Annotated in this window: 16 protein-coding genes and 1 pseudogene; 12 read left to right on the forward strand and 5 right to left on the reverse strand. The window is 51.3% G+C overall.

The window, feature by feature from the left end; translation table 11 throughout:
* Window positions 1-49: 49 nt before the first annotated feature.
* The gene (locus I4V53_RS03955) at window positions 50-763 is read right to left on the reverse strand and encodes a DUF4367 domain-containing protein (RefSeq protein ID WP_195984096.1); all 714 of its coding nucleotides are present in this window, start codon (window positions 761-763) and stop codon (window positions 50-52) included.
* A gap of 2 nt (window positions 764-765) precedes the next feature.
* A complete protein-coding gene (locus I4V53_RS03960) occupies window positions 766-1,335 on the reverse strand; it encodes a sigma-70 family RNA polymerase sigma factor (protein WP_195984097.1) in 570 nt (189 codons plus the stop codon).
* A gap of 557 nt (window positions 1,336-1,892) precedes the next feature.
* Here I4V53_RS03960 and clpB point away from each other — a divergent pair.
* From clpB to I4V53_RS03975, 3 genes are all read left to right on the forward strand, one after another.
* Window positions 1,893-4,502 carry an ATP-dependent chaperone ClpB gene (gene clpB / locus I4V53_RS03965; protein ID WP_195984098.1) on the forward strand — a complete coding sequence of 870 codons (2,610 nt, stop codon included), beginning with the start codon at window positions 1,893-1,895 and terminating at the stop codon, window positions 4,500-4,502.
* A 156-nt stretch (window positions 4,503-4,658) separates the two neighbouring features.
* Window positions 4,659-5,837: a 5-bromo-4-chloroindolyl phosphate hydrolysis family protein gene (locus I4V53_RS03970; protein WP_195984099.1), complete on the forward strand. Its 1,179-nt coding sequence runs from the start codon at window positions 4,659-4,661 to the stop codon at window positions 5,835-5,837.
* Between the two features lie 25 nt (window positions 5,838-5,862).
* Window positions 5,863-6,999 carry a toxic anion resistance protein gene (locus I4V53_RS03975; protein ID WP_195984100.1) on the forward strand — a complete coding sequence of 379 codons (1,137 nt, stop codon included), beginning with the start codon at window positions 5,863-5,865 and terminating at the stop codon, window positions 6,997-6,999.
* Between the two features lie 112 nt (window positions 7,000-7,111).
* On the opposite strand, the gene I4V53_RS03980 is transcribed toward I4V53_RS03975, so the two are convergent.
* On the reverse strand, window positions 7,112-7,849 hold the full coding sequence (locus I4V53_RS03980; RefSeq protein WP_195984101.1) for a MerR family transcriptional regulator: 738 nt from the start codon (window positions 7,847-7,849) through the stop codon (window positions 7,112-7,114).
* Window positions 7,850-7,985: 136 nt separating this feature from the next.
* Between I4V53_RS03980 and I4V53_RS03985 the strand changes: the two genes are divergently transcribed.
* The 3 genes from I4V53_RS03985 (at window position 7,986) to I4V53_RS03995 (ending at window position 10,203) form a co-directional block, all read left to right on the forward strand.
* A complete protein-coding gene (locus I4V53_RS03985; protein WP_195984102.1) occupies window positions 7,986-8,906 on the forward strand; it encodes a helix-turn-helix transcriptional regulator in 921 nt (306 codons plus the stop codon).
* A 99-nt stretch (window positions 8,907-9,005) separates the two neighbouring features.
* Complete coding sequence (locus I4V53_RS14140; RefSeq protein WP_195984103.1) at window positions 9,006-9,716, forward strand: zinc ribbon domain-containing protein; 711 nt, start codon at window positions 9,006-9,008, stop codon at window positions 9,714-9,716.
* Between the two features lie 70 nt (window positions 9,717-9,786).
* Window positions 9,787-10,203 carry a secondary thiamine-phosphate synthase enzyme YjbQ gene (locus I4V53_RS03995; RefSeq protein WP_195984104.1) on the forward strand — a complete coding sequence of 139 codons (417 nt, stop codon included), beginning with the start codon at window positions 9,787-9,789 and terminating at the stop codon, window positions 10,201-10,203.
* 418 nt (window positions 10,204-10,621) lie between these two features.
* On the opposite strand, the gene I4V53_RS04000 is transcribed toward I4V53_RS03995, so the two are convergent.
* Window positions 10,622-11,455, reverse strand: coding sequence for a deoxyribonuclease IV (locus I4V53_RS04000; RefSeq protein WP_195984105.1), 834 nt, complete (start codon window positions 11,453-11,455; stop codon window positions 10,622-10,624).
* Between the two features lie 149 nt (window positions 11,456-11,604).
* Complete coding sequence (locus I4V53_RS04005) at window positions 11,605-12,027, reverse strand: Hsp20/alpha crystallin family protein (RefSeq protein WP_195984106.1); 423 nt, start codon at window positions 12,025-12,027, stop codon at window positions 11,605-11,607.
* Between the two features lie 307 nt (window positions 12,028-12,334).
* On the opposite strand from I4V53_RS04005, the gene I4V53_RS04010 reads away from it, so the two are divergent.
* The 6 genes and pseudogenes from I4V53_RS04010 to I4V53_RS04035 all read left to right on the forward strand — a co-directional run bounded on the left by I4V53_RS04010 (window position 12,335) and on the right by I4V53_RS04035 (window position 19,131).
* Complete coding sequence (locus I4V53_RS04010) at window positions 12,335-13,537, forward strand: phosphopentomutase (RefSeq protein WP_502709352.1); 1,203 nt, start codon at window positions 12,335-12,337, stop codon at window positions 13,535-13,537.
* Between the two features lie 37 nt (window positions 13,538-13,574).
* Window positions 13,575-14,288: a purine-nucleoside phosphorylase gene (deoD, locus tag I4V53_RS04015; RefSeq protein ID WP_195984108.1), complete on the forward strand. Its 714-nt coding sequence runs from the start codon at window positions 13,575-13,577 to the stop codon at window positions 14,286-14,288.
* A 93-nt stretch (window positions 14,289-14,381) separates the two neighbouring features.
* Window positions 14,382-15,467 carry a BMP family ABC transporter substrate-binding protein gene (locus I4V53_RS04020; protein WP_195984109.1) on the forward strand — a complete coding sequence of 362 codons (1,086 nt, stop codon included), beginning with the start codon at window positions 14,382-14,384 and terminating at the stop codon, window positions 15,465-15,467.
* A 102-nt stretch (window positions 15,468-15,569) separates the two neighbouring features.
* Entirely contained in the window at window positions 15,570-17,111 is a 1,542-nt protein-coding gene (locus I4V53_RS04025; protein ID WP_195984110.1) for an ABC transporter ATP-binding protein, read from the forward strand.
* Window positions 17,095-18,222 carry an ABC transporter permease gene (locus tag I4V53_RS04030; protein ID WP_195984111.1) on the forward strand — a complete coding sequence of 376 codons (1,128 nt, stop codon included), beginning with the start codon at window positions 17,095-17,097 and terminating at the stop codon, window positions 18,220-18,222. The genes I4V53_RS04025 and I4V53_RS04030 overlap by 17 nt, the downstream gene beginning before the upstream one ends.
* Window positions 18,212-19,131: pseudogene (locus I4V53_RS04035) on the forward strand (ABC transporter permease). The gene I4V53_RS04030 and the pseudogene I4V53_RS04035 overlap by 11 nt, the downstream one beginning before the upstream one ends.
* The last annotated feature ends 19 nt before the right edge of the window (window positions 19,132-19,150 follow it).

Raw genomic sequence — 19,150 nt, forward strand, 5'->3', positions numbered from 1 at the left:
TAGAACGAGCGTTCGGTGATAATCAAGCGGTAAATAATGGCTTTATTGGCTATCTCGGTGCGACGCTTTGTGCCATGCTGATCATTTCGGTGGAGCTTAGATCCCCACCAATGCTGAATATGATACCGTCAGCCTGCCACATCAGTTCGCACGGATACTCTGGATCCGGTACGTCGTCAGCGTAATGGTATGCTTGCCCGTCGACAATGATCGGTGTACTGAGTATATCCTCGTCAACAATTCCAGTTCGCTGTTTGAAAATCATTCGCTTTGTCTGCGAGCGATATTCTATCTCAAACGTCTCCCCTGGCTCCCGGTTTGCAGGACCATATAAAATGGGAATGTATCCGTGGGGGAGCTTGTACGGGACGTAAATGTCCTTAACAGTCATACTTCTTATAAATATTTCATTTTGATCAATACTGGAATCTATAGGTTCTTGTAAATCTGAGATGCTAAAATATAAACCGTCATAATATTTGATGATTGCTTCCCGGACCGCGGTGACCGTAATAGCCGTAATAAGAGCAGCAAGCAGAGCGGCGATAATGGCAATCGCTATGCGTTTACCAATCTTTCTCGCTGTCTTGGCAGGCCTTTGCAATATGTATCGTTCAGCAATATCATCAATTCTGGCCATTGTTTCCGGAGATGGCTCAAAATCATTTATGTAAGCGCTGGGAGGAATGGCGGCAAGACTATCAAGGAGCAGTAAGTGCTGGTACTTTTCAAGTATCTGAATTGCATCGGATTTTTTATTCATAATCAGCCTCCATTCCTGCGGTTTTTAACATCTATTCCGCAAGCGTCAAAGTAAGCACACATCTTTTCCAGGCCACGTTCCCACTTCCGTTGGACGGCCTTTACATTTTTATTCAGTAGACGAGCAATTTCGCTGAGCTTATATCCGTACGCAATTTTTAGCGTGAAAATATCTCTTGTCTCACGCGGTAGCGACAGCAAAAAATCCCGGAACAGAATCTTAAAATCCATATCTTCATCTGACTCGTTTTCCAAAATATCAAAGAAATTTTCTTCATCAGAGTTTATTGAAACTATTTTCTCGTGCTTTAAAACATCTTTTGCTAAATTTCTGGCTACTGTAGCAATGAAGTTTTTGAGATGGTCTTCGGATTTACAATGGTCGAAAAACTTTTCAGGTGAGCTGATCATTTTTTCAAAAACAGATGCGGCAATCTCCTCTGATTTTTTTGGATCGTTTAAGATGGAATTAGCTGTATGTACAGCGAGATTAAAGTACCGTAAAAACGCTGATTTGATTTTATCTGTGTACTGATTGCCCAGGTCCGAAGGGCCAGTCAGCAAAATCCACAATACAAAGAACCTCCCAATATGATATGTCCGATTAACCATATCATATTGGGAGGTTCTTTAATGTAAATGGTGTACAATAATCACAGGTAATATATGTTATAATTGCACAATTATGGAATAAGTTATAGGATGAACAATCTTATTCACTGCAGCTGTCGTAAATCCGCATGGCGTCGATACACACGGCTTCTTTAAAATCTGCACCTGGCTCCTGCGGGGTGCATCCGCAATTATTTTCATCCATGGTAAATCCTCCTAACATCTGAAATAAGGTGTTTGTTGTGCGATAAGACCTTGTTTCTCCTTAACATTTTATGGAAGTGTGTTCTTTTTGTTACAGGAATTTTAGAAAAGAAATAGAGCAACAGGGGATTCGGCATCGTATAAAGGGATTATCTTTGGGCGAAACTTTTATCGGTTTACATAAAAGACCACGATTGTTCATATTGTATTCATAATTACTGTTTATAATTTTAGCAGTCTCAAAGAAAGAGTGCTAAAAATAAAGCTTTAACTCCCATGGATGTTGAACGTTTTACAGATAGGAGGGGCAGAATATGAATGCTCAGAAGTTTACACAAAAATCCCTGGAGGCAATCCAGGAGGCGCAAAATCTTGCCATATCCAACCATAATATGCAGATTGAGGAGGAACATCTGGTTTGTGCATTGCTGCAGCAGCAAAACGGATTGATCCCACAGCTGTTGAAAAAGATGGGGATTGACAGCGTATCGGTGCAGCAGGCGGTGGAAGAGAAAATTTCCCGGATTCCGGGCGTCACGGGACCGGGGCGTGAAGCGGGTAAAATTTATGTTTCAGGCGATGTAGACGCAGTGCTGATTGCGGCGGAAAAAGAAGCCGACCGCATGAAGGACGAATATGTATCGGTAGAGCATATCATGCTTGCCGTTCTGAACAGGCCCAATCAGGCAATGCAGGATGTGTTGAAACGGTTTCATATTGAAAAAGATGCATTCCTGACGGCATTGTCCTCTGTGCGCGGCAATACCCGCGTGACAAGCGACAGTCCGGAGGAGACGTATGACGCGCTTTCCAAGTATGGGCAGGATCTGGTAGAGCTGGCAAAGAATCATAAGCTGGATCCTGTGATTGGCCGCGATTCGGAAATCCGCAATGTGATCCGCATCCTGTCCCGTAAAACCAAGAATAACCCTGTACTGATTGGAGAACCCGGCGTTGGAAAAACGGCGATTGCGGAAGGCCTGGCGCTGCGCATTGTGCGCGGCGATGTACCGAACAACCTGAAAGACCGCAAGCTGTTTTCTCTTGACATGGGCGCGCTGATCGCCGGTGCAAAGTTCCGCGGCGAATTTGAAGAGCGATTGAAGGCGGTCTTAAACGAGGTCAAAAAGAGCGAAGGCCGAATCATTCTGTTTATCGATGAGCTGCATACGATTGTGGGCGCGGGCAAAACAGAGGGCTCCATGGATGCCGGCAACCTGCTCAAGCCAATGCTGGCGCGGGGAGAGCTGCACTGCATCGGCGCCACGACATTGAACGAGTACCATCAATACATTGAGAAGGATCCGGCGCTCGAACGCCGCTTCCAACCTGTCATGGTGGATGAGCCGACGGTAGAGGACACCGTATCAATTCTGCGTGGCTTGAAGGAGCGTTACGAGGTGTTTCACGGCGTCAAAATTCAGGACCAGGCATTGATTGCCGCTGCGGTTCTTTCCAACCGTTATATCTCCGACCGATTCCTGCCGGATAAAGCGATTGACCTGGTGGATGAAGCCTGCGCGATGGTGCGCACGGAGATCGACTCCATGCCGACGGAGTTGGACGAGATTTCCCGTAAGATCATGCAGCATGAAATTGAAGAAGCGGCTTTGAAGAAGGATACTGACCCGCTGACGCAGGAGCATTTGAAAGAGATTCAAAAAGAATTGGCGGACCTGCAAGAACAGTTTAAAGAAATGAAGGCCAAATGGGAAAATGAGAAACAGGCGATCAGCAAGGTGCAAAAGCTGCGCGAGGAGATTGAGCAGGTCAACGCAGAAATTGAGAAAGCGGAGCGCGAATACGATCTGAACAAAGCCGCGGAATACAAGTACGGTAAGCTTCCTGATTTGCAGAAGCAGCTTGCCGAAGAGGAGCGTGTCGCGGAGGAAAGCCAGTCTTCCGATTCCAGTCTTCTGCGCGACAAAGTAACCGACGAGGAGATTGCAAAGATTATCGCGCGCTGGACCGGCATTCCGGTTGCGAAGCTGATGGAAAGTGAACGCGAAAAGCTGCTGCACCTCGACGATATCCTGCACCAGCGTGTGATTGGACAGGATGAAGCTGTGCAGAAGGTCAGTGAAGCGATCCTGCGTTCCCGCGCGGGTATTCAGGACCCGAACCGCCCGATCGGTTCGTTCCTGTTCCTGGGCCCGACCGGCGTCGGTAAAACGGAGCTGGCGAAGGCGTTGGCGCAGTCGTTGTTTGACGACGAACACAACATTGTGCGCATCGATATGACCGAGTATATGGAGAAATTCTCCGTGTCCCGCCTGATTGGAGCGCCTCCGGGATACGTTGGCTATGAGGAAGGCGGTCAGCTGACCGAGGCAGTGCGCCGCAAGCCGTATTCCGTTGTACTTTTTGACGAGGTGGAAAAGGCGCACCCCGACGTGTTCAATATCCTGTTGCAGGTACTGGACGACGGGCGCATCACGGATTCTCAGGGCCGCACGGTGGATTTTAAAAATACCATCATCATCCTGACTTCCAATCTCGGTTCCAGTTATATCCTGGAGGGAATCGGGGAGGACGGACAGATCAGTGAAGCAGCTAAGGAACAGGTCAGCAATTTGCTGAAAACCCAGTTCCGCCCGGAGTTTCTCAACCGTTTGGATGAGATTGTGTTCTACAAGCCGCTGACCCGGTCGGAAATTTACCACATCGTGGACCTGCAGATTGCCGATCTGCGCCGCAGGCTGGAGGATAAGCAGCTTGGTGTCGAGCTGACCGCTGTGGCAAAGGATTATATTGTGGACCAGGGTTATGATCCGGTTTACGGCGCGCGTCCGCTGAAGCGCTACATTCAGAGCAGGGTGGAGACGTTGATTGCAAAACTGATCATTCAGGCCGAGTTGAAACCCCGTACCGTGCTGACCGTCGATTATGATGGAAACCAGCTGACAGTTTGCCCATCCAATTGATAACAGCCGCATTTTTACCCTCGTCTTGCGCCGGGTGCGTAAGACGAGGGCATTTTTCATCTAAACGCCGAAGGGGAATTGCTTGTACATTCCACGGGAATGCGATATAATAGGACTTACATTCGATTGCTGTGAAAAGCATCACGGAGGAATGTCATGAAAGATAAGCAACCTTTTGAGGATTTAGAGAGACAGCTTTCCGATTTGGGGGACCAGATCAATCAAACCGTAAAAGACGCGCTGCATTCGGAGGGATTTGAGGAGCTCAAGGACTCTGTCCGTTCTGTTGGAAAAGATGTCAGCCGGTCCGTTAAGAGGTCGGTTCGGGAGAGCGTCCGGGGAAGCAAAAGAAGGCCCTATGTGAAAAGTGCATCAACCCCGGTGGAGCCGCCACCTGTGGTGCGTGTGATGCGCAAGCCGGTGGGAAATGTATCCGGGGTTTTGATGCAGGTATTCGGCCTGTTGGGTGCGATCCCCACAGGCATTGCGCTGCTGGTTCTGACGGCGCTTTTTTTTGCTGGTCCCATGGGCGCTGTTCCCTATGCCATTGCCGCGTCCTGTACGGCTCCGGTGTGTTTGGGAAGTATTGTGCTGACTGCCTGCGGCAAGAGCAGGCGCCGCCGCGCGCAGCGTTTTATGCGGTATCAGGCGCAGTTGGGCGGCGATTCTTATTGTTCCATTCAACAGCTGGCCGCTTCAGTCGGGGAGTCCAGGGAATTTGTCGTAAAGGACTTGCGTAAGATGATCCAAAGGGGCATGTTTCCCGAGGGGCATATCGATGAGCAGCAGACCTGCCTGATGGTGACAAACGAGACTTACCAACAGTATTTACAGGCGCAGGAAAGCGCCAAACGCCGTTTACAGGGTGAGGAGCAAAAACAGGACTCTGCGGCGCAGGACGGCGATCTGGAGGCCGCGATCGCCGAGGGGCGTGATTATATCTGGCAGATCAGAGAAGCGAACCGGGCTATTCCAGAGCCGGAAATCTCTGAAGAGCTGGACCGTCTGGGGGAGATATCCTCCAAAATTTTCAGCCATGTGGAGAGTCATCCGGAAAAGCTGCCGGAAATCCGCAGATTTATGCAATACTACCTGCCCACAACTTTGAAACTGGTAAAAGCGTACCGAGAGTTCAACGAACAGCCGGTTCAAGGGGAAAACATCTCCAATACCAAGCTGGAAATCTGCCGCGCGCTGCATACAATTAATAAGGCGTTTGAAAACCTGCTGGACAGTTTGTTCCAGAACGAGGCATTGGATATTTCAACGGATATTTCCGCGCTGAAAACAATGCTGGCGCAGGAGGGGCTGACGGAAGATCAGTTCCATCAATGAACCAAAATGATCGGAGGATAACACCATGGATGATATGCTGCAGGAAAGCCCTACATTGACCTTTGAGCCCTTCAAGGAGGAAACCCCGTCCGTGCTGCAAAAGGCTCCGGAGAAGGAGCCTGTGCCCGCGTTTGACGACAGTATGCTGACCCCGGAAGAGCGCCAAATGGTGGACAGCTTCGCGTCGCAGATCGACCTGCATAACACCAGTATGATTTTGCAGTTTGGCGCGGGCGCGCAGAAAAAGATGGCGGACTTCTCTGAAACCGCTTTGAACAAGGTTCGAACCAAGGATTTGGGCGAGGTGGGCGAGATGCTCTCCAGCGTTGTCTCCGAGCTGAAGAGCTTTGACGTGGAAGAGGAAGAAAAGGGCGTCTTTGGCTTTTTTAAGCGCAGCGCCAATAAGATCAATGCGATGAAGGCGAAGTACGACCGCGCAGAGGTGAACGTGGAAAAAATCTGCCATGTTCTGGAGGGCCATCAGGTTCAGTTGCTCAAGGACGTCGCCATGCTGGATAAAATGTATGAAATGAACAAGGTCTACTTTAAAGAACTGTCCATGTACATTCTGGCGGGCAAAAAAAAGTTGGCGCAGGTACAGGGCGAAGAGCTCCCCGCGCTGGTGGCGAAGGCGCAGCAGTCCGGGCTGCCGGAGGATGCGCAGGCGGCGAACGACCTTGCTTCCCTCTGCAACCGATTTGACAAAAAGCTGCACGACCTGGAGCTGACGCGGATGATTTCCATCCAGATGGCGCCGGAAATCCGTTTGGTGCAGAACAACGATACGCAGATGTCGGATAAAATTCAGTCCACACTGGTCAACACCATTCCGCTCTGGAAGAGCCAGATGGCGCTGGCGTTGGGGATTGCGCATTCTCAGCAGGCGGCGCAGGCGCAGCGCCAGGTTACCGATATGACGAACGAGCTGTTGCGCAAAAACGCATCTACGCTGAAAATGGCGACGGTAGAGACGGCAAAGGAATCGGAGCGCGGCATCGTCGATATTGAAACGCTGCGCGCTACCAATGAAAGCCTGATTTCCACACTGGACGAAGTGGTTCGCATCCAGGAGGAAGGCCGCCAGAAGCGCCGTGAGGCGGAGGCGGAAATCGGACGACTGGAAGGCGAGCTGAAACAGAAGCTCCTGCAGATCAGGGGATAAAAGCGAATAAATTGACGATCCCCCCGCCAAAGGCGGGGGGATCGTTCTTATACTGCCGAATTTTTGTACAAAACATGCGTTGTAATATAGACCTTGTTGTATGGAACTCTTTTCAGCGGGAGCAGTAAGCGCGGATGGCCTCCACGATAAAGCGGGTCAGGCTGTCACCGTATAGGTCGATGTTCTGCTGAAACCGCGCGTCCGCAAGATACATTTCTCCCAATCCCATCAACATCTCGTCGCTGCATGCGTAAAAATTGCGGGAAAGGTACGATTGATAAGCCGCGACGGTTTTCTGCACGGCGGAGCTGTCGGGAGCCTGGTCCATGTTCGCGGCAAAGGACTGAAATAGCGATTCCATTTCCTTTTGCACACAATCCCAGTCCTCTTTGGTATAACCTGCGGTTTTGCGCTGGCTTTCCTGATAGGCTTCCGTATTTCCCCAGCGTTCCTTTACCTCCTGTGCATATTCCCTTTGTGCCGCTTCAATCGCGTTGTTGTCAAATTCTTTTAAGCTCATCTCTTTTTCTCCTTTCAAAATGCTGTCGATCAGGTCGATCAGCCCCTCCAGACGTTCCTTTTTCATGTGGAGCAGGGAACGATGGCGGGTCAGCGCCTGGTTTGCGTCAAAGGAGGGACAATCCAAAATGGATTGGATTTCCTGCAGGGGAAAGTCCAGCTCCCGGAAAAACAGAATCTGTTGCAGGCGGGCGATTTCCTCCGGCCCATATAGACGATACCCGGCCTCGGTGGTCTCCGCCGGATGTAAAAGCCCGATTTCATCGTAATAATGCAGTGTGCGCACACTGACGCCGCAGAGCCGGGAAATTTCCTTGACGGTTTGTTTCATGTGATTCACTCCTTTGCTGCACTCAGCATAATCGATGACGTAACGTCAGAGTCAAGCGTTTTTTTAATATGACAGAAGTTGTCCGGTTTTTCTGTTATACTTAATAGCAGGAGAAAGAGAGAAGGGAAATATTTTTATGCAGATACATCGCCTGTTTGAAATCGTCTATTTGCTGATGGAGCGCGGCTCCGTCACGGCGGCAAAGCTTGCGGAACATTTTGAGGTTTCCACACGGACCATCTATCGGGATATTGATACATTGTCCGGCGCGGGCATTCCGATCTACGCAAGCAAGGGGCGCGGCGGAGGGATCCAGCTTCTGCCCAATTTTGTGCTGAATAAGTCGCTGCTGTCCGAATCGGAGCAGGACGAAATCCTGTTTGCGCTGCAGAGCCTGCAGGCTACGAACGCCGTACAGAGCCAGCAGACGCTCACCCGGCTCAGCGGCCTGTTCCGCCGGAGCAGTGTGGACTGGATTGATGTGGACTTTTCCCGTTGGGGCGGCGGAGAATGGGAGAGGCAGAAATTTGTCTCTTTGAAAACCGCGATTTTAGAAAGCCGCGCAGTCGAGTTTGTCTATTATAACGGGGCCGGAGAGAAAAGCGAACGGAGAGCAGAGCCGGTCAAGCTGCGATTTAAAAACAATAGCTGGTATTTGCAGGCCTATTGCCTGTCCAAGCGGGCGTTTCGCACGTTTAAAATCAGCCGTATGCAGGATGTGCGGGTGTTAGATCAATCCATTGAACCGAGGAGCATGCCCGTTCCAGATTTGGAAATGCAGGAAACGGCGTGCGACTGCCTGGTCCAGGTGGAGCTGGTGTTTTCTCCCAAGGTGGCGTTTCGATTATTTGACGAATTTGCGCCGGATCAGATACAGAAGAGGGAAGACGGAAGTTTTTTTGTGACCGCTCAATATCCGGGGGACGACTGGCTGTGCAGTTACCTGCTGTCCTTTGGGGAGCATGTAAAGGTGATTTCGCCGTCCTACCTGCAAGGGCTTTTGCAGGAGCAAGCCAAACGCATCATCGACCAATACCAAACAGAACAAAAGTTTTAACTCTTTTTCTATATGACATCCTGTTGTCCAGTTATGTGGTCTATACTACAGACAGAAAACGGGAACGCCAATAGGTTTCCCGGGAAAAGTGAGGAAATAATGATGAATTATGAAGTCGTAACACTGCAGGAGAAAACATTGACGGGCATTTGGGTACGCACGGATAATGAAGAACCGGAAATGATGGAGAAGATCGGCGGTTTGTGGCAGCGTTTCTTTGGAGGAGACCTGGAGAAGATCCCCAACAGGAAAGGAGAAACAATCTACGGCCTGTATACCAACTATCAGAAAGATAATACGAACGTCTATGACGCAGTCGTCTGCTGTGAAACGGACGGTTTACAGGAGGTTTCCGGCGCGTTTAAGAGTGTGGTGGTTCCGGCGGGAAAATATGCAAAGTTTACCTTCCACGGCGACGCGGAAAAGGATACGGGCGCTTTTTGGAAGGAAGTCTGGAATACGCCGCTTGCGCGCAGCTTCACCTGTGATTTTGAAGAGTATCCGCCCTGTGCGGACTGCCGCAACGCGGAAATTTATATTTATGTGGCGCTGGCAGATTTCTGCCAGAGCTGCGGTATGCCGATGACGGAAGCGGAGCACTATGGTACCAATGCGGACGGAAGCAAAAATGAAGAATATTGCTGCTATTGTTATAAAGACGGCGCTTTCACGGCGGATTGCACCATGGAGCAGATGATCAACTTTTGCCTGAATATAGGCATGGAGTCTGGTATGTATACGGACAGGGAAGCGGCAAAAAAAGAAATGATGCTGTATTTCCCCGCGTTGAGCCGTTGGAAAAACGCATAATGATGGAGCTTGCATCAGGTCTTTGACCGTGGTAAGATGGAGAAAATGGTTCAGGAAAGGGACGTTGCAAATGAAATCTTACCGAAAAGAACTGTGGTTCCATATTCCCTCCCGCAGAGGATTAGTCAATATCACACCGCAGGTAGAAGCGGCCTTGCGGGAAAGCGGGATCAAAGAGGGGCTGATCCTGGTCAATGCGATGAACATCACGGCGAGCGTTTTTATCAACGACGACGAGTCCGGACTGCATCACGACTATGAGGTCTGGCTGGAAAAACTGGCGCCGGAAAAGCCCTACAGCCAGTACTGCCACAACGGCTTTGAGGACAATGCGGACGCGCATCTGAAGCGTACAGTCATGGGCCGTGAAGTGGTGGTGGCGGTTACCGAAGGCAGGCTGGATTTTGGCACCTGGGAACAGATTTTTTATTTTGAGTTCGATGGAAAACGCGACAAACATGCGTTGGTTAAGATCATTGGCGAATAAAAAATCAGGGAAAAATTGAGGTCATCGGTCGTGTTGACAAGCGTTATGCCCGCCAGGTTGGTAATTGGCGCGGAAAATGCGGCGGATAGGTCAATGTTCCCACAGGGGCGGGCAGTAAACTTTCGTTGAACAGAGAATCCCCGGCTACAGGCTTTTAAACTGTAGCCGGGGATTTTTCATAGTGAAACGAAGCGGAGGACATTAGTCCTTTTTTCGGTGAGTAAAATAGGCCAGGACGCAGGCAAGTCCGCTACCAAGCGCTACCCATGGGAAAGCTGCACAGGCAAAGTCGAAAATCATAACAGATTTCCCCCTTCTATCAAACTGCGGTATGCGGCGGGTTTTATCGTTTCATAATGGTCTGGTGTTCTTTGGCATTTCACAGACTTTGCGTTCCTGAATATGCGGTTTTTCCCTTTTACTCTTGGTACAAGCCGCGAAGCAGCTCGATTTCCTTTGCGTGGCCCTCCGTCTCATTCGGCGTTTCCAAAATAAACGGCAGGTGGCGGAGCAGCGGATGGTTGATGATGCGCACAAGAGCGTCCAGTCCGATCTGCCCTTCGCCAATGCGCGCGTGGCGGTCCTTATGGCTTCCGATGGGATTCTGGCTGTCGTTCAAGTGAATCACCTTTAACCGGTCCAGTCCGATCACCTGATCAAATTGTTTCAGCACGCCGTCCAGATCATTGACAATATCGTACCCGGCGTCAAAGATATGGCAGGTGTCAATGCAGACCCCCATTTTGTCGGAAAGTGTCACGCGGTCCAGAATGGCGCGCAGTTCTTCAAAGGAGCGCCCCACTTCAGTGCCCTTGCCGGACATCGTTTCCAGCAGGACCGTCGTCTTCTGATCCGGGCGCAAAATCTGGTTTAACGTCTCTGCAATGCGTTCTATGCCGATTTCGGGCCCTTGCTTTACGTGGTTGCCGGGATGAAAGTTATATAGATTGCCGGGGAGCAGGTCCATGGTGGCGAGGTCTTCCTGCATAGCGTTTCTGGCAAATTCCCGCAAGCCTTCGTCGGCTGCGCACGCATTGAGCGTATACGGCGCATGCGCCAGCAGCGTGGCGAATTGATGCTCCTGGGCAAAAGAGACAAGCGCCGCAATGTCTGCTGGATTTACCGCTTTGGCGCGGCTGCCGCGCGGATTTCTCGTAAAATATTGAAAGGTGTTGGCCCCGATGGAAAGGGCGGTTTTTCCCATGTTCAGGTATCCCTTGGCAGAGGAAAGATGGCACCCGATGTTCAGCATAGCAAACCTCCATTATATTGTGATATGTCTTATTATATACTATTTTACTATAGATTTCTACAGGGAAGAAAAAGATGATGCGGCATAAAAAAGCCGGACCTAAAACATGGGGCCCGGCTCGGTTTGAAAGGATCAGAAAACAGGACAAACTATTTGATTTCAATACGGCGGCTTGCAGGGACGGCCTCCTCTTTTTTGGGAAGAACAAGTTCCAGGACGCCGTTTTTGTATTCTGCCTGGATGCCGCCTGCGTCAATGGAGGAAATATCAAAGCTGCGGCTCATAGAGCCGTACCGGCGCTCTCTGCGGATAAAGTTTTTATCCTCGTTTTTGGTTTCCTCCGTATGCTCCGCGGAAATGGTAAGGCGGTCTCCGTCAATATCAATATGAACATCCTCTTTGCTGAAGCCCGGCAAATCTGCTTTCAGCAGATATTGGCTGCCCTGGTCGATAATATCGGTATTGCAGGGGGCAAATTCTTTTTCCGTCTCGCCAAAGAAATTACGGGACATCTGGTCAAAATAATTAAATAAGTTGTTGTTTCTGTGCTCAAAAGGAATCAGATCAAACATCATACTACCTCCCATTTAAATGTCTGTTGGTATAATTGAACAAGCTTGTGGTATATTGCAAGAAAGGCTTTTCAAGCGCAACCACCTTCTTTCCTATGTTGTCTTTCTTGCCTTTTATAATTCTAAGTATATAAAAGGAGTGTGACAAAAACGTTATAAAAATAAGAATAAATTATTAAATTTGGCACTTGAAATTGATGAGTGCTAAAGCGAGTGCGCTGGAAATCTTATGATTTTTCCCTATTTCCTATGATGGAAAAAGCACCGTGGATGTACTATAATAAATAAAAACAGGAACGGTTATAAAATGCATCATGTCCGTTCAGACAGGAGGGATCCATTGAAACGCGTTTTTTTAATGGTATTGGACAGCGTTGGAATCGGAGAAATGCCGGATGCCGCACAGTATGGCGATCAAGGCAGCAATACGCTGGCTGCCGCTGCATCAAGCCAATATTTTTCCACGCCGAATATGCAGGCGCTGGGTCTGTTTAACATAGACGGCGTGGCCTGCCGCCCTGGAGTGGAGCATCCGAAAGGGGCGTTTGCCCGCATGATTGAGCGCTCCAAGGGAAAGGATACCACAATCGGTCACTGGGAAATTGCGGGCATTTATTCGCCCAGGCCTCTGCCAACCTACCCGGAAGGCTTTCCGGCCTCGTTGCTGGAGGAATTCAGCCGCCGTACGGGCAGACGTGTAATCTGCAACAAACCGTATTCCGGCACGGAGGTCATTAAGGATTACGGGAAAGAACATGTGGAGACAGGCGCACTGATTGTTTATACTTCGGCGGACAGCGTATTTCAGATTGCCGCGCATGAAAGCGTCGTTCCCGTGGAGGAGCTGTATCAATACTGCGGGATCGCGCGGGAACTGCTCACCGGGGAGCACAGCGTTGGCAGAGTGATTGCGCGGCCCTTTACAGGCGAATATCCGGATTTTACCCGCACTTCCAACCGGCACGACTTTTCCCTGCTGCCGCCCGGCGTCACAATGCTGGACCAGCTTTCAGCCGCCGGACTGGACGTGATCGCGGTAGGGAAAATCAACGATATTTTTGCAGGGCAGGGGATCACACGGTTTACGCGCACCAGCGGAAACAGCAAGGGGCTTGCCCGTACGCTGGAATGGGTAAAAAAGGACTTTCAAGGCATTTGCTTTGTTAATCTGGTGGACTTTGATATGTTGTACGGACACCGCAATGATGTGGAGGGCTATGCAAAAGGGTTGACAGAGGTGGACCGGGCCGTCCCCGATTTGTTGGAAAACCTGCGGGAGGATGACCTGCTGATGTTTACGGCAGACCATGGCTGCGATCCCAGCACACCGTCAACAGACCATTCCCGCGAATATACCCCCTGGCTGATTGCAGGTCCCCGTGTCAAAAAAGGGGTCAACCTGGGCACGCTGCCGTCGTTTGCGGATATAGGTGCGACGATTCTGGACTATTTTGACGTAAAGCAGGAGATTACCGGGATTTCCCGGCTGAAAGATATCCTCAAAAAATAAAGCAGTGCCAAACTGTGGAAAGAACAGGAGCTTGCATATGGCTACAACACCGACGCCGCACAATGCGGCAAAACCTGGTGACCTTGCAAAAACCGTCCTGATGCCCGGCGATCCGCTCCGTGCAAAATTTATTGCGGAAACCTATTTGGAACATCCGGTCTGCTTCAATACCGTGCGCAATATGCTTGGTTATACGGGCGAATACCAGGGCAAACGTGTCTCCGTCATGGGGAGCGGTATGGGCATGCCGTCCATCGGCATCTATTCCTATGAGCTGTATCATTTTTACGATGTGGAAAATATCATCCGCATCGGCTCCGCAGGGGGGATAGCGGACGGCGTAAAAGTCCGCGATATCGTCGTGGGAATTGGCGCCTGTACCAATTCCAATTATGCCGCGCAGTACCATCTGCCGGGTCCGTTTGCGCCGATTGCCGACTTTGACCTTGCGCAGAAGGCCGTGCAGTATGCCAGAGCGCACGGGATTAACACAGTCGTCGGCAATGTGCTGTCCTCAGACACATTCTATGACGACGACGTCAACGCTTTGGCAGCTTGGAAAAAGATGGGTGTGCTGGCGGTGGAAATGGAATCCGCCGCGCTCTACATGAATGCGGCGCGCGCGGGCAAAAAGGCGCTCTGCCTGTTGACAATTTCTGACTGCCCGTTTACGGGAGAATCGCTTTCCGCCGAAGAACGGCAGACCAGTTTCCGCGATATGATGGAAATCGCGCTGTCTATCTCTGAATAATCAGGCCGCGTCATGGGAACGAATGTGATATACGCCTTTTTCTGCTTGTTTGCAGAGAATGAACAAAATCATAACGTTTAGGAGATCGTTTCCATGAAAAAGATCATTGCTTTTTTACTTGCAGGTACAATGGCGTTTGCCATGACAGCCTGCGGCGCTGGGGAATCCTCCAGCGAAGGGGCTTCCCAAACCTCCTCTGGTTCGGCGGGAGAATCCAAACCGGAAAGCCGCCCGGCAAACGGTTTTAGAATTTGTATGGTGACCGACGCCGGCGGCGTAAACGACCAGTCGTTTAACCAGTCTGCGTGGGAGGGCCTGCAAAAGCTGGAAAAGGGGCTGGGAGCAAAGGTAAGCTATATTGAATCCAAGCAGGAAGCGGACTACGCGACCAACCTGGATAAAGCGGCCGACGACAATGCGGACCTGATCTGGGGTGTGGGCTTTGCCATGGCGGACGCCGTCACTGTTGCGGCGATAGCAAATCCGGACATTCACTATGCCATTGTGGATAATGCCTATGACGAGGCAACAATGCCCGAGAATATCACGGGCGTTATGTTCCGCGCACAGGAGCCTTCTTTTATCGTCGGCTACATTGCGGCAAAGACCACAAAGACCAATCGGGTCGGTTTTGTGGGCGGCGTGACCAGCGACATTGTCGACCAATTCCAATACGGTTATCAGGCGGGCGTCGCCTATGCGGCAATGGAGCTGAACAAGACCGTCACCGTCGATGTGCAGTACGCGGAGAGCTTTACCGACGCGTCCAAGGGCAAAGCCATTGCGTCCAAAATGTTTTCCGACGGCTGCGATATTGTATTCCATGCGGCGGGCGGCGTTGGAGTCGGCGTGATTGAAGCGGCAAAAGACGCCAACAAGCTGGCCATTGGCGTTGACCGCGACCAGGCGTACCTTGCCCCCAAGAACGTATTGACGTCTGCTGTCAAGCTGGTGAACGTCGCGGTAGAGTCGGTTTCCAAAGAGATAATAAACGGAGAGAAGACCAGCGGCAGAACCTACACGTACGGGCTCACAGAAGGTGCGGTCGGTATCCCGGAGGACTTCACGTTGATGGGAGAAAAGACGTACCAGGACGCGCTCAAGGTAGAAGAATTGATTAAAAGCGGCAAAGTCATTCCGCCCGCCAATGCGGAGGAATATACGCAGTTCATTGGATAAGCCGGGCCTGTGGACCGGATAAAGAGTTCTGGCGGCAGGCGGGGCGTTTTATCAGAAAACGCCCCGCTTCCTGTAACAGTGCATTGCGTGGGAGGGCGGAGAATGGAGATCAGAAAAGAATATGCGGTGCAGATGCACGGTATCACCAAGCGGTTCGGCAGCTTTTATGCACTGGATGGAGTGAATCTGGACGTTGAAAAAGGGACGATTCATTCCCTTCTGGGAGAAAACGGTGCGGGAAAAAGCACGCTGATGAATATTCTGTACGGTTTGTATCAAGCCGACGAGGGCGAAATATACTTAAACGGGGAAATGGTCGCAATCAAAAACCCTAATGTTGCCATATCGCATGGGATCGGCATGGTGCATCAGCACTTTATGCTGGTGGACAATTTTACGGTGACGCAGAATATCATTCTGGGGAAAGAACCCGTTCATGCGTGCGGAATCCTTGATATGAAAAAAGCCCGCGAGCAGGTCCGGCAGATTGTGGAAAAATACGGCCTGCAAGTCGACCCGGACGCTAAAATAGAGGATATTTCCGTCGGCATGCAGCAGCGCGTGGAGATTTTAAAGGCATTGTACCGCGGGGCGGACCTGCTGATCCTGGATGAGCCGACCGCTGTTCTGACGCCGCAGGAAATCGATGAGCTGATTCAAATCATGCATAACCTGGTAGCGGACGGAAAAACGATTATTATCATTACGCATAAGCTGAAGGAGATTAAGGCGAGCTCGGATTTCTGTACGGTGATCCGCAGGGGAAAAGGGGTCGATACCGTTTCCGTGCAGGATGTGAACGAAGAAGAGCTCGCGAGCAAAATGGTGGGACGCGCCGTCCGGCTTGTGGTGGAAAAAACGCCGGCTCAGCCGGGGCACACCGTACTTGAGCTGGACCGTCTCACCGTTGCCGGGAGCCGCGGCGTGGATGCGGTAAGGGAGCTTTCTCTGCAAGTGCGCAGGGGAGAAATTGTTGGAATAGCCGGCGTGGACGGAAATGGACAAAAGGAACTGGTGGAGGCAATTACCTGCCTGACCGGATGCAAAAGCGGGACGATCCGGATAAACGGTGTGGAAGTGCAGAATACGACGCCGCGGAACGTGGTCGACCACAAAATTTCCACGATCCATGAAGACCGCCAGAGACGTGGACTGGTACTGAATTTTACCGTAGCGGAAAATGCGGTATTGGAGAAATACCGGGAAAAACCGTTTCAAAAGCGTGGCGTGCTGGACCGCGGCAAAATCCTTTCGTTTGCAGACGAATTGATACGGGAATACGACGTCCGTCCGGAGGACTGCGCACAGCAGCCGGTGCGGGGGCTTTCCGGCGGCAACCAGCAGAAGGTGATTATCGCGCGGGAGGTTTCCAATGAGCCGGACGTATTGATTGCCGTACAGCCAACGCGCGGGCTGGACGTGGGGGCGATCGAGTATGTGCACCGCACTCTGGTGCGGGAGCGTGACAGGGGCCGGGCAATCCTGCTGATCTCTTTGGAGCTGGATGAGGTGATGCACGTCTCCGACCGGATTGCCGTCCTTTATAACGGACAGATTGTCGGGGAATTTCAGCAGGAGGAAGCCGACGAAAAAACGATTGGCCTGTTGATGGCGGGAGGAAAGCGGTATGCAGAAAACGGTTAAGCTGTTGAGAAAGCCCATCACTTCCACTCTCATTGCCGTTCTGTTCGGTTTTCTCGTGGCTTCGGTGGTTCTGCTGGCTGCCGGATACAACCCGGCAGAAGCGTTTGGCGCGCTGTTCCACGGCATCTTTTCAAAGCCCAAATATATTTCAAATGTAATCATCAAGGCTGCGCCAATCACACTCACGGCGATCAGTGTGGCGTTTGCCTATCGAGCGGGCCTCTTTAACATTGGGGCTGAGGGTCAGTATATTGTGGGGGCGATCGCTTCCACGCTGGTGGGGTATCTGCTGCATCTGCCCGCCGTTCTGCAGGTCCCGCTGGTGATCCTGTCCGGTATGGCGGCAGGGGCGCTTTATGGAGGCCTTATAGGGCTGCTCAAAGCCCGATTTGGCATCCACGAGGTGCTGACCAGTATTATGCTGAACTGGATTGCACTGTATCTTTCCAATTTTGTGGTGCAAAGCAAACTTTTTCACCAGCCAAACAGCACGGCGACCTATCCGGTCCAGCGGAGCAGCTACACGATGCTGCTGCCCAACTGGAAGACATCGGATGAGGGGCTTGCGTTTTTGCGGCAGCACAAATGGCTTTCAGAAATTTTATTGAAAACGGACGTCAATTTTGGATTCCTGACGGCGGTTGCCGCAGCGCTCCTGATCTGGTTTTTGCTGTACCGTTCCGTAAAGGGCTTTGAATTCCGCGCGGTCGGTTCCAATCATGCGGCGGCGGAGCTTTCCGGCATCCCGGTGAAGCGCAACATGGTTCAGGCCATGTTGATAGCGGGTGCGCTTTCCGGATTGGCGGCCGCTATGATCATCACCGGGACCAATCCGCATCGCATATCCACGCTGGCCGCATTTGAAAACAACGGTTTTAATGGGCTGTCGGTCGCCTTTATTGCGGGAAGTTCCCCCATCGGCTGTATCTTCGCCGGCCTTCTGTTTGGCGGCCTTCTCTATGGCGGGCAGTCGATTCAGGCGGAGGTTGGAGCGCCGACGGAGGTCATCAACATCATGATCGGCACAATTGTCTTTTTTGTGGCGCTGACCAGAATCGTGCCGGCTCTGGCGGACAGGCTGGAAAGAAGGGGGAGTCGTCGTGCTGAATGATCTTTCCCTGCTGATTGGCATAACGCTGATGTATTCTGCTCCCTTGATTTTTGGCGCCCTGGGCGGCGTGATATCCGAGCGCGCCGGGGTAATCAACCTGGGAATTGAGGGAATGATGACCATTGGCGCGTTTGCCGGTGCGGCGGTGGGATTTTATTCTCAAAATCCATGGCTGGGTCTTCTGGCCGCCGGCGCGGCGGGAGGCTGTATGGCGCTTTTACATGCGGTTGCTTCCGTTACGTTCCATGCGGACCAGACCATTTCCGGCATTGCGTTGAATTTAATCGGCCCCGGCCTGGCATTGTTTATTTGCCGGCTGTATTTTGACGGTGCGACAATGACGCAGCCGGTTGCGCATAAGTTGCCAAAAGTATTAGGAGATAATCAGCTTAATGGAGTAACACAGAATCTAAATGTAGACGTAACGGTTCCGCTTGCTTTAGCTGCTATGCTGATTCTCTGGTTTATCCTTTACAGGACCAAATGGGGCCTGCGCATCTGGGCGGTTGGAGAGCATCCGACAGCGGCGGATACAATGGGAATCTATGTGCGTGGAACAAGGTATATCTGCGTAATTCTCTCCGGTATACTGGCTGGATTTGGCGGCGCTTCCATGACGCTGGCGGTGATCCCGCAGTTTACACCGGTGGCGATCAGCGGCCAGGGATTCATTGCGCTTGCGGCTGTGATTTTTGGCAAATGGACGCCGCACGGCGCGTACGGGGCCTGTCTTTTGTTTGGCTTTGCACAGGCGCTGACAGTGTTTTTAGGCGGCGGCAAAGCGCCCGTCCCGTCTGAAATTCTTGCCATGCTGCCGTATCTGCTGACCATTTTGGTGCTGGTCTTGTTTGTGGGACGGTCCGCGGCCCAAAGGCGGATGGAGAACCGTATGAAAAGGGCGTGCGTTAAATGTACTTCAAAATGATAC

This window comes from Clostridium sp. D33t1_170424_F3, from assembly GCF_015667585.1.
In the GTDB taxonomy this organism is placed as follows: Bacteria; Bacillota; Clostridia; order Oscillospirales; family Acutalibacteraceae; genus Anaeromassilibacillus.

Bases quoted from the DNA above. Each gene is read 5' to 3' on its own strand.
- I4V53_RS03955 (WP_195984096.1), bottom strand. From the start codon at position 763: ATGAATAAAAAATCCGATGCAATTCAGATACTTGAAAAGTACCAGCAC.
- I4V53_RS14140 (WP_195984103.1), top strand. From the start codon at position 9,006: ATGATGAATTATGAAGTCGTAACACTGCAGGAGAAAACATTGACGGGC.
- I4V53_RS04000 (WP_195984105.1), bottom strand. From the start codon at position 11,455: ATGCTGAACATCGGGTGCCATCTTTCCTCTGCCAAGGGATACCTGAAC.
- clpB (WP_195984098.1), top strand. From the start codon at position 1,893: ATGAATGCTCAGAAGTTTACACAAAAATCCCTGGAGGCAATCCAGGAG.
- I4V53_RS04005 (WP_195984106.1), bottom strand. From the start codon at position 12,027: ATGTTTGATCTGATTCCTTTTGAGCACAGAAACAACAACTTATTTAAT.
- deoD (WP_195984108.1), top strand. From the start codon at position 13,575: ATGGCTACAACACCGACGCCGCACAATGCGGCAAAACCTGGTGACCTT.
- I4V53_RS04020 (WP_195984109.1), top strand. From the start codon at position 14,382: ATGAAAAAGATCATTGCTTTTTTACTTGCAGGTACAATGGCGTTTGCC.
- I4V53_RS03980 (WP_195984101.1), bottom strand. From the start codon at position 7,849: ATGAAACAAACCGTCAAGGAAATTTCCCGGCTCTGCGGCGTCAGTGTG.
- I4V53_RS03975 (WP_195984100.1), top strand. From the start codon at position 5,863: ATGGATGATATGCTGCAGGAAAGCCCTACATTGACCTTTGAGCCCTTC.
- I4V53_RS03970 (WP_195984099.1), top strand. From the start codon at position 4,659: ATGAAAGATAAGCAACCTTTTGAGGATTTAGAGAGACAGCTTTCCGAT.
- I4V53_RS04030 (WP_195984111.1), top strand. From the start codon at position 17,095: ATGCAGAAAACGGTTAAGCTGTTGAGAAAGCCCATCACTTCCACTCTC.
- I4V53_RS04025 (WP_195984110.1), top strand. From the start codon at position 15,570: ATGGAGATCAGAAAAGAATATGCGGTGCAGATGCACGGTATCACCAAG.
- I4V53_RS03985 (WP_195984102.1), top strand. From the start codon at position 7,986: ATGCAGATACATCGCCTGTTTGAAATCGTCTATTTGCTGATGGAGCGC.
- I4V53_RS04010 (WP_502709352.1), top strand. From the start codon at position 12,335: ATGCATCATGTCCGTTCAGACAGGAGGGATCCATTGAAACGCGTTTTT.
- I4V53_RS03995 (WP_195984104.1), top strand. From the start codon at position 9,787: ATGAAATCTTACCGAAAAGAACTGTGGTTCCATATTCCCTCCCGCAGA.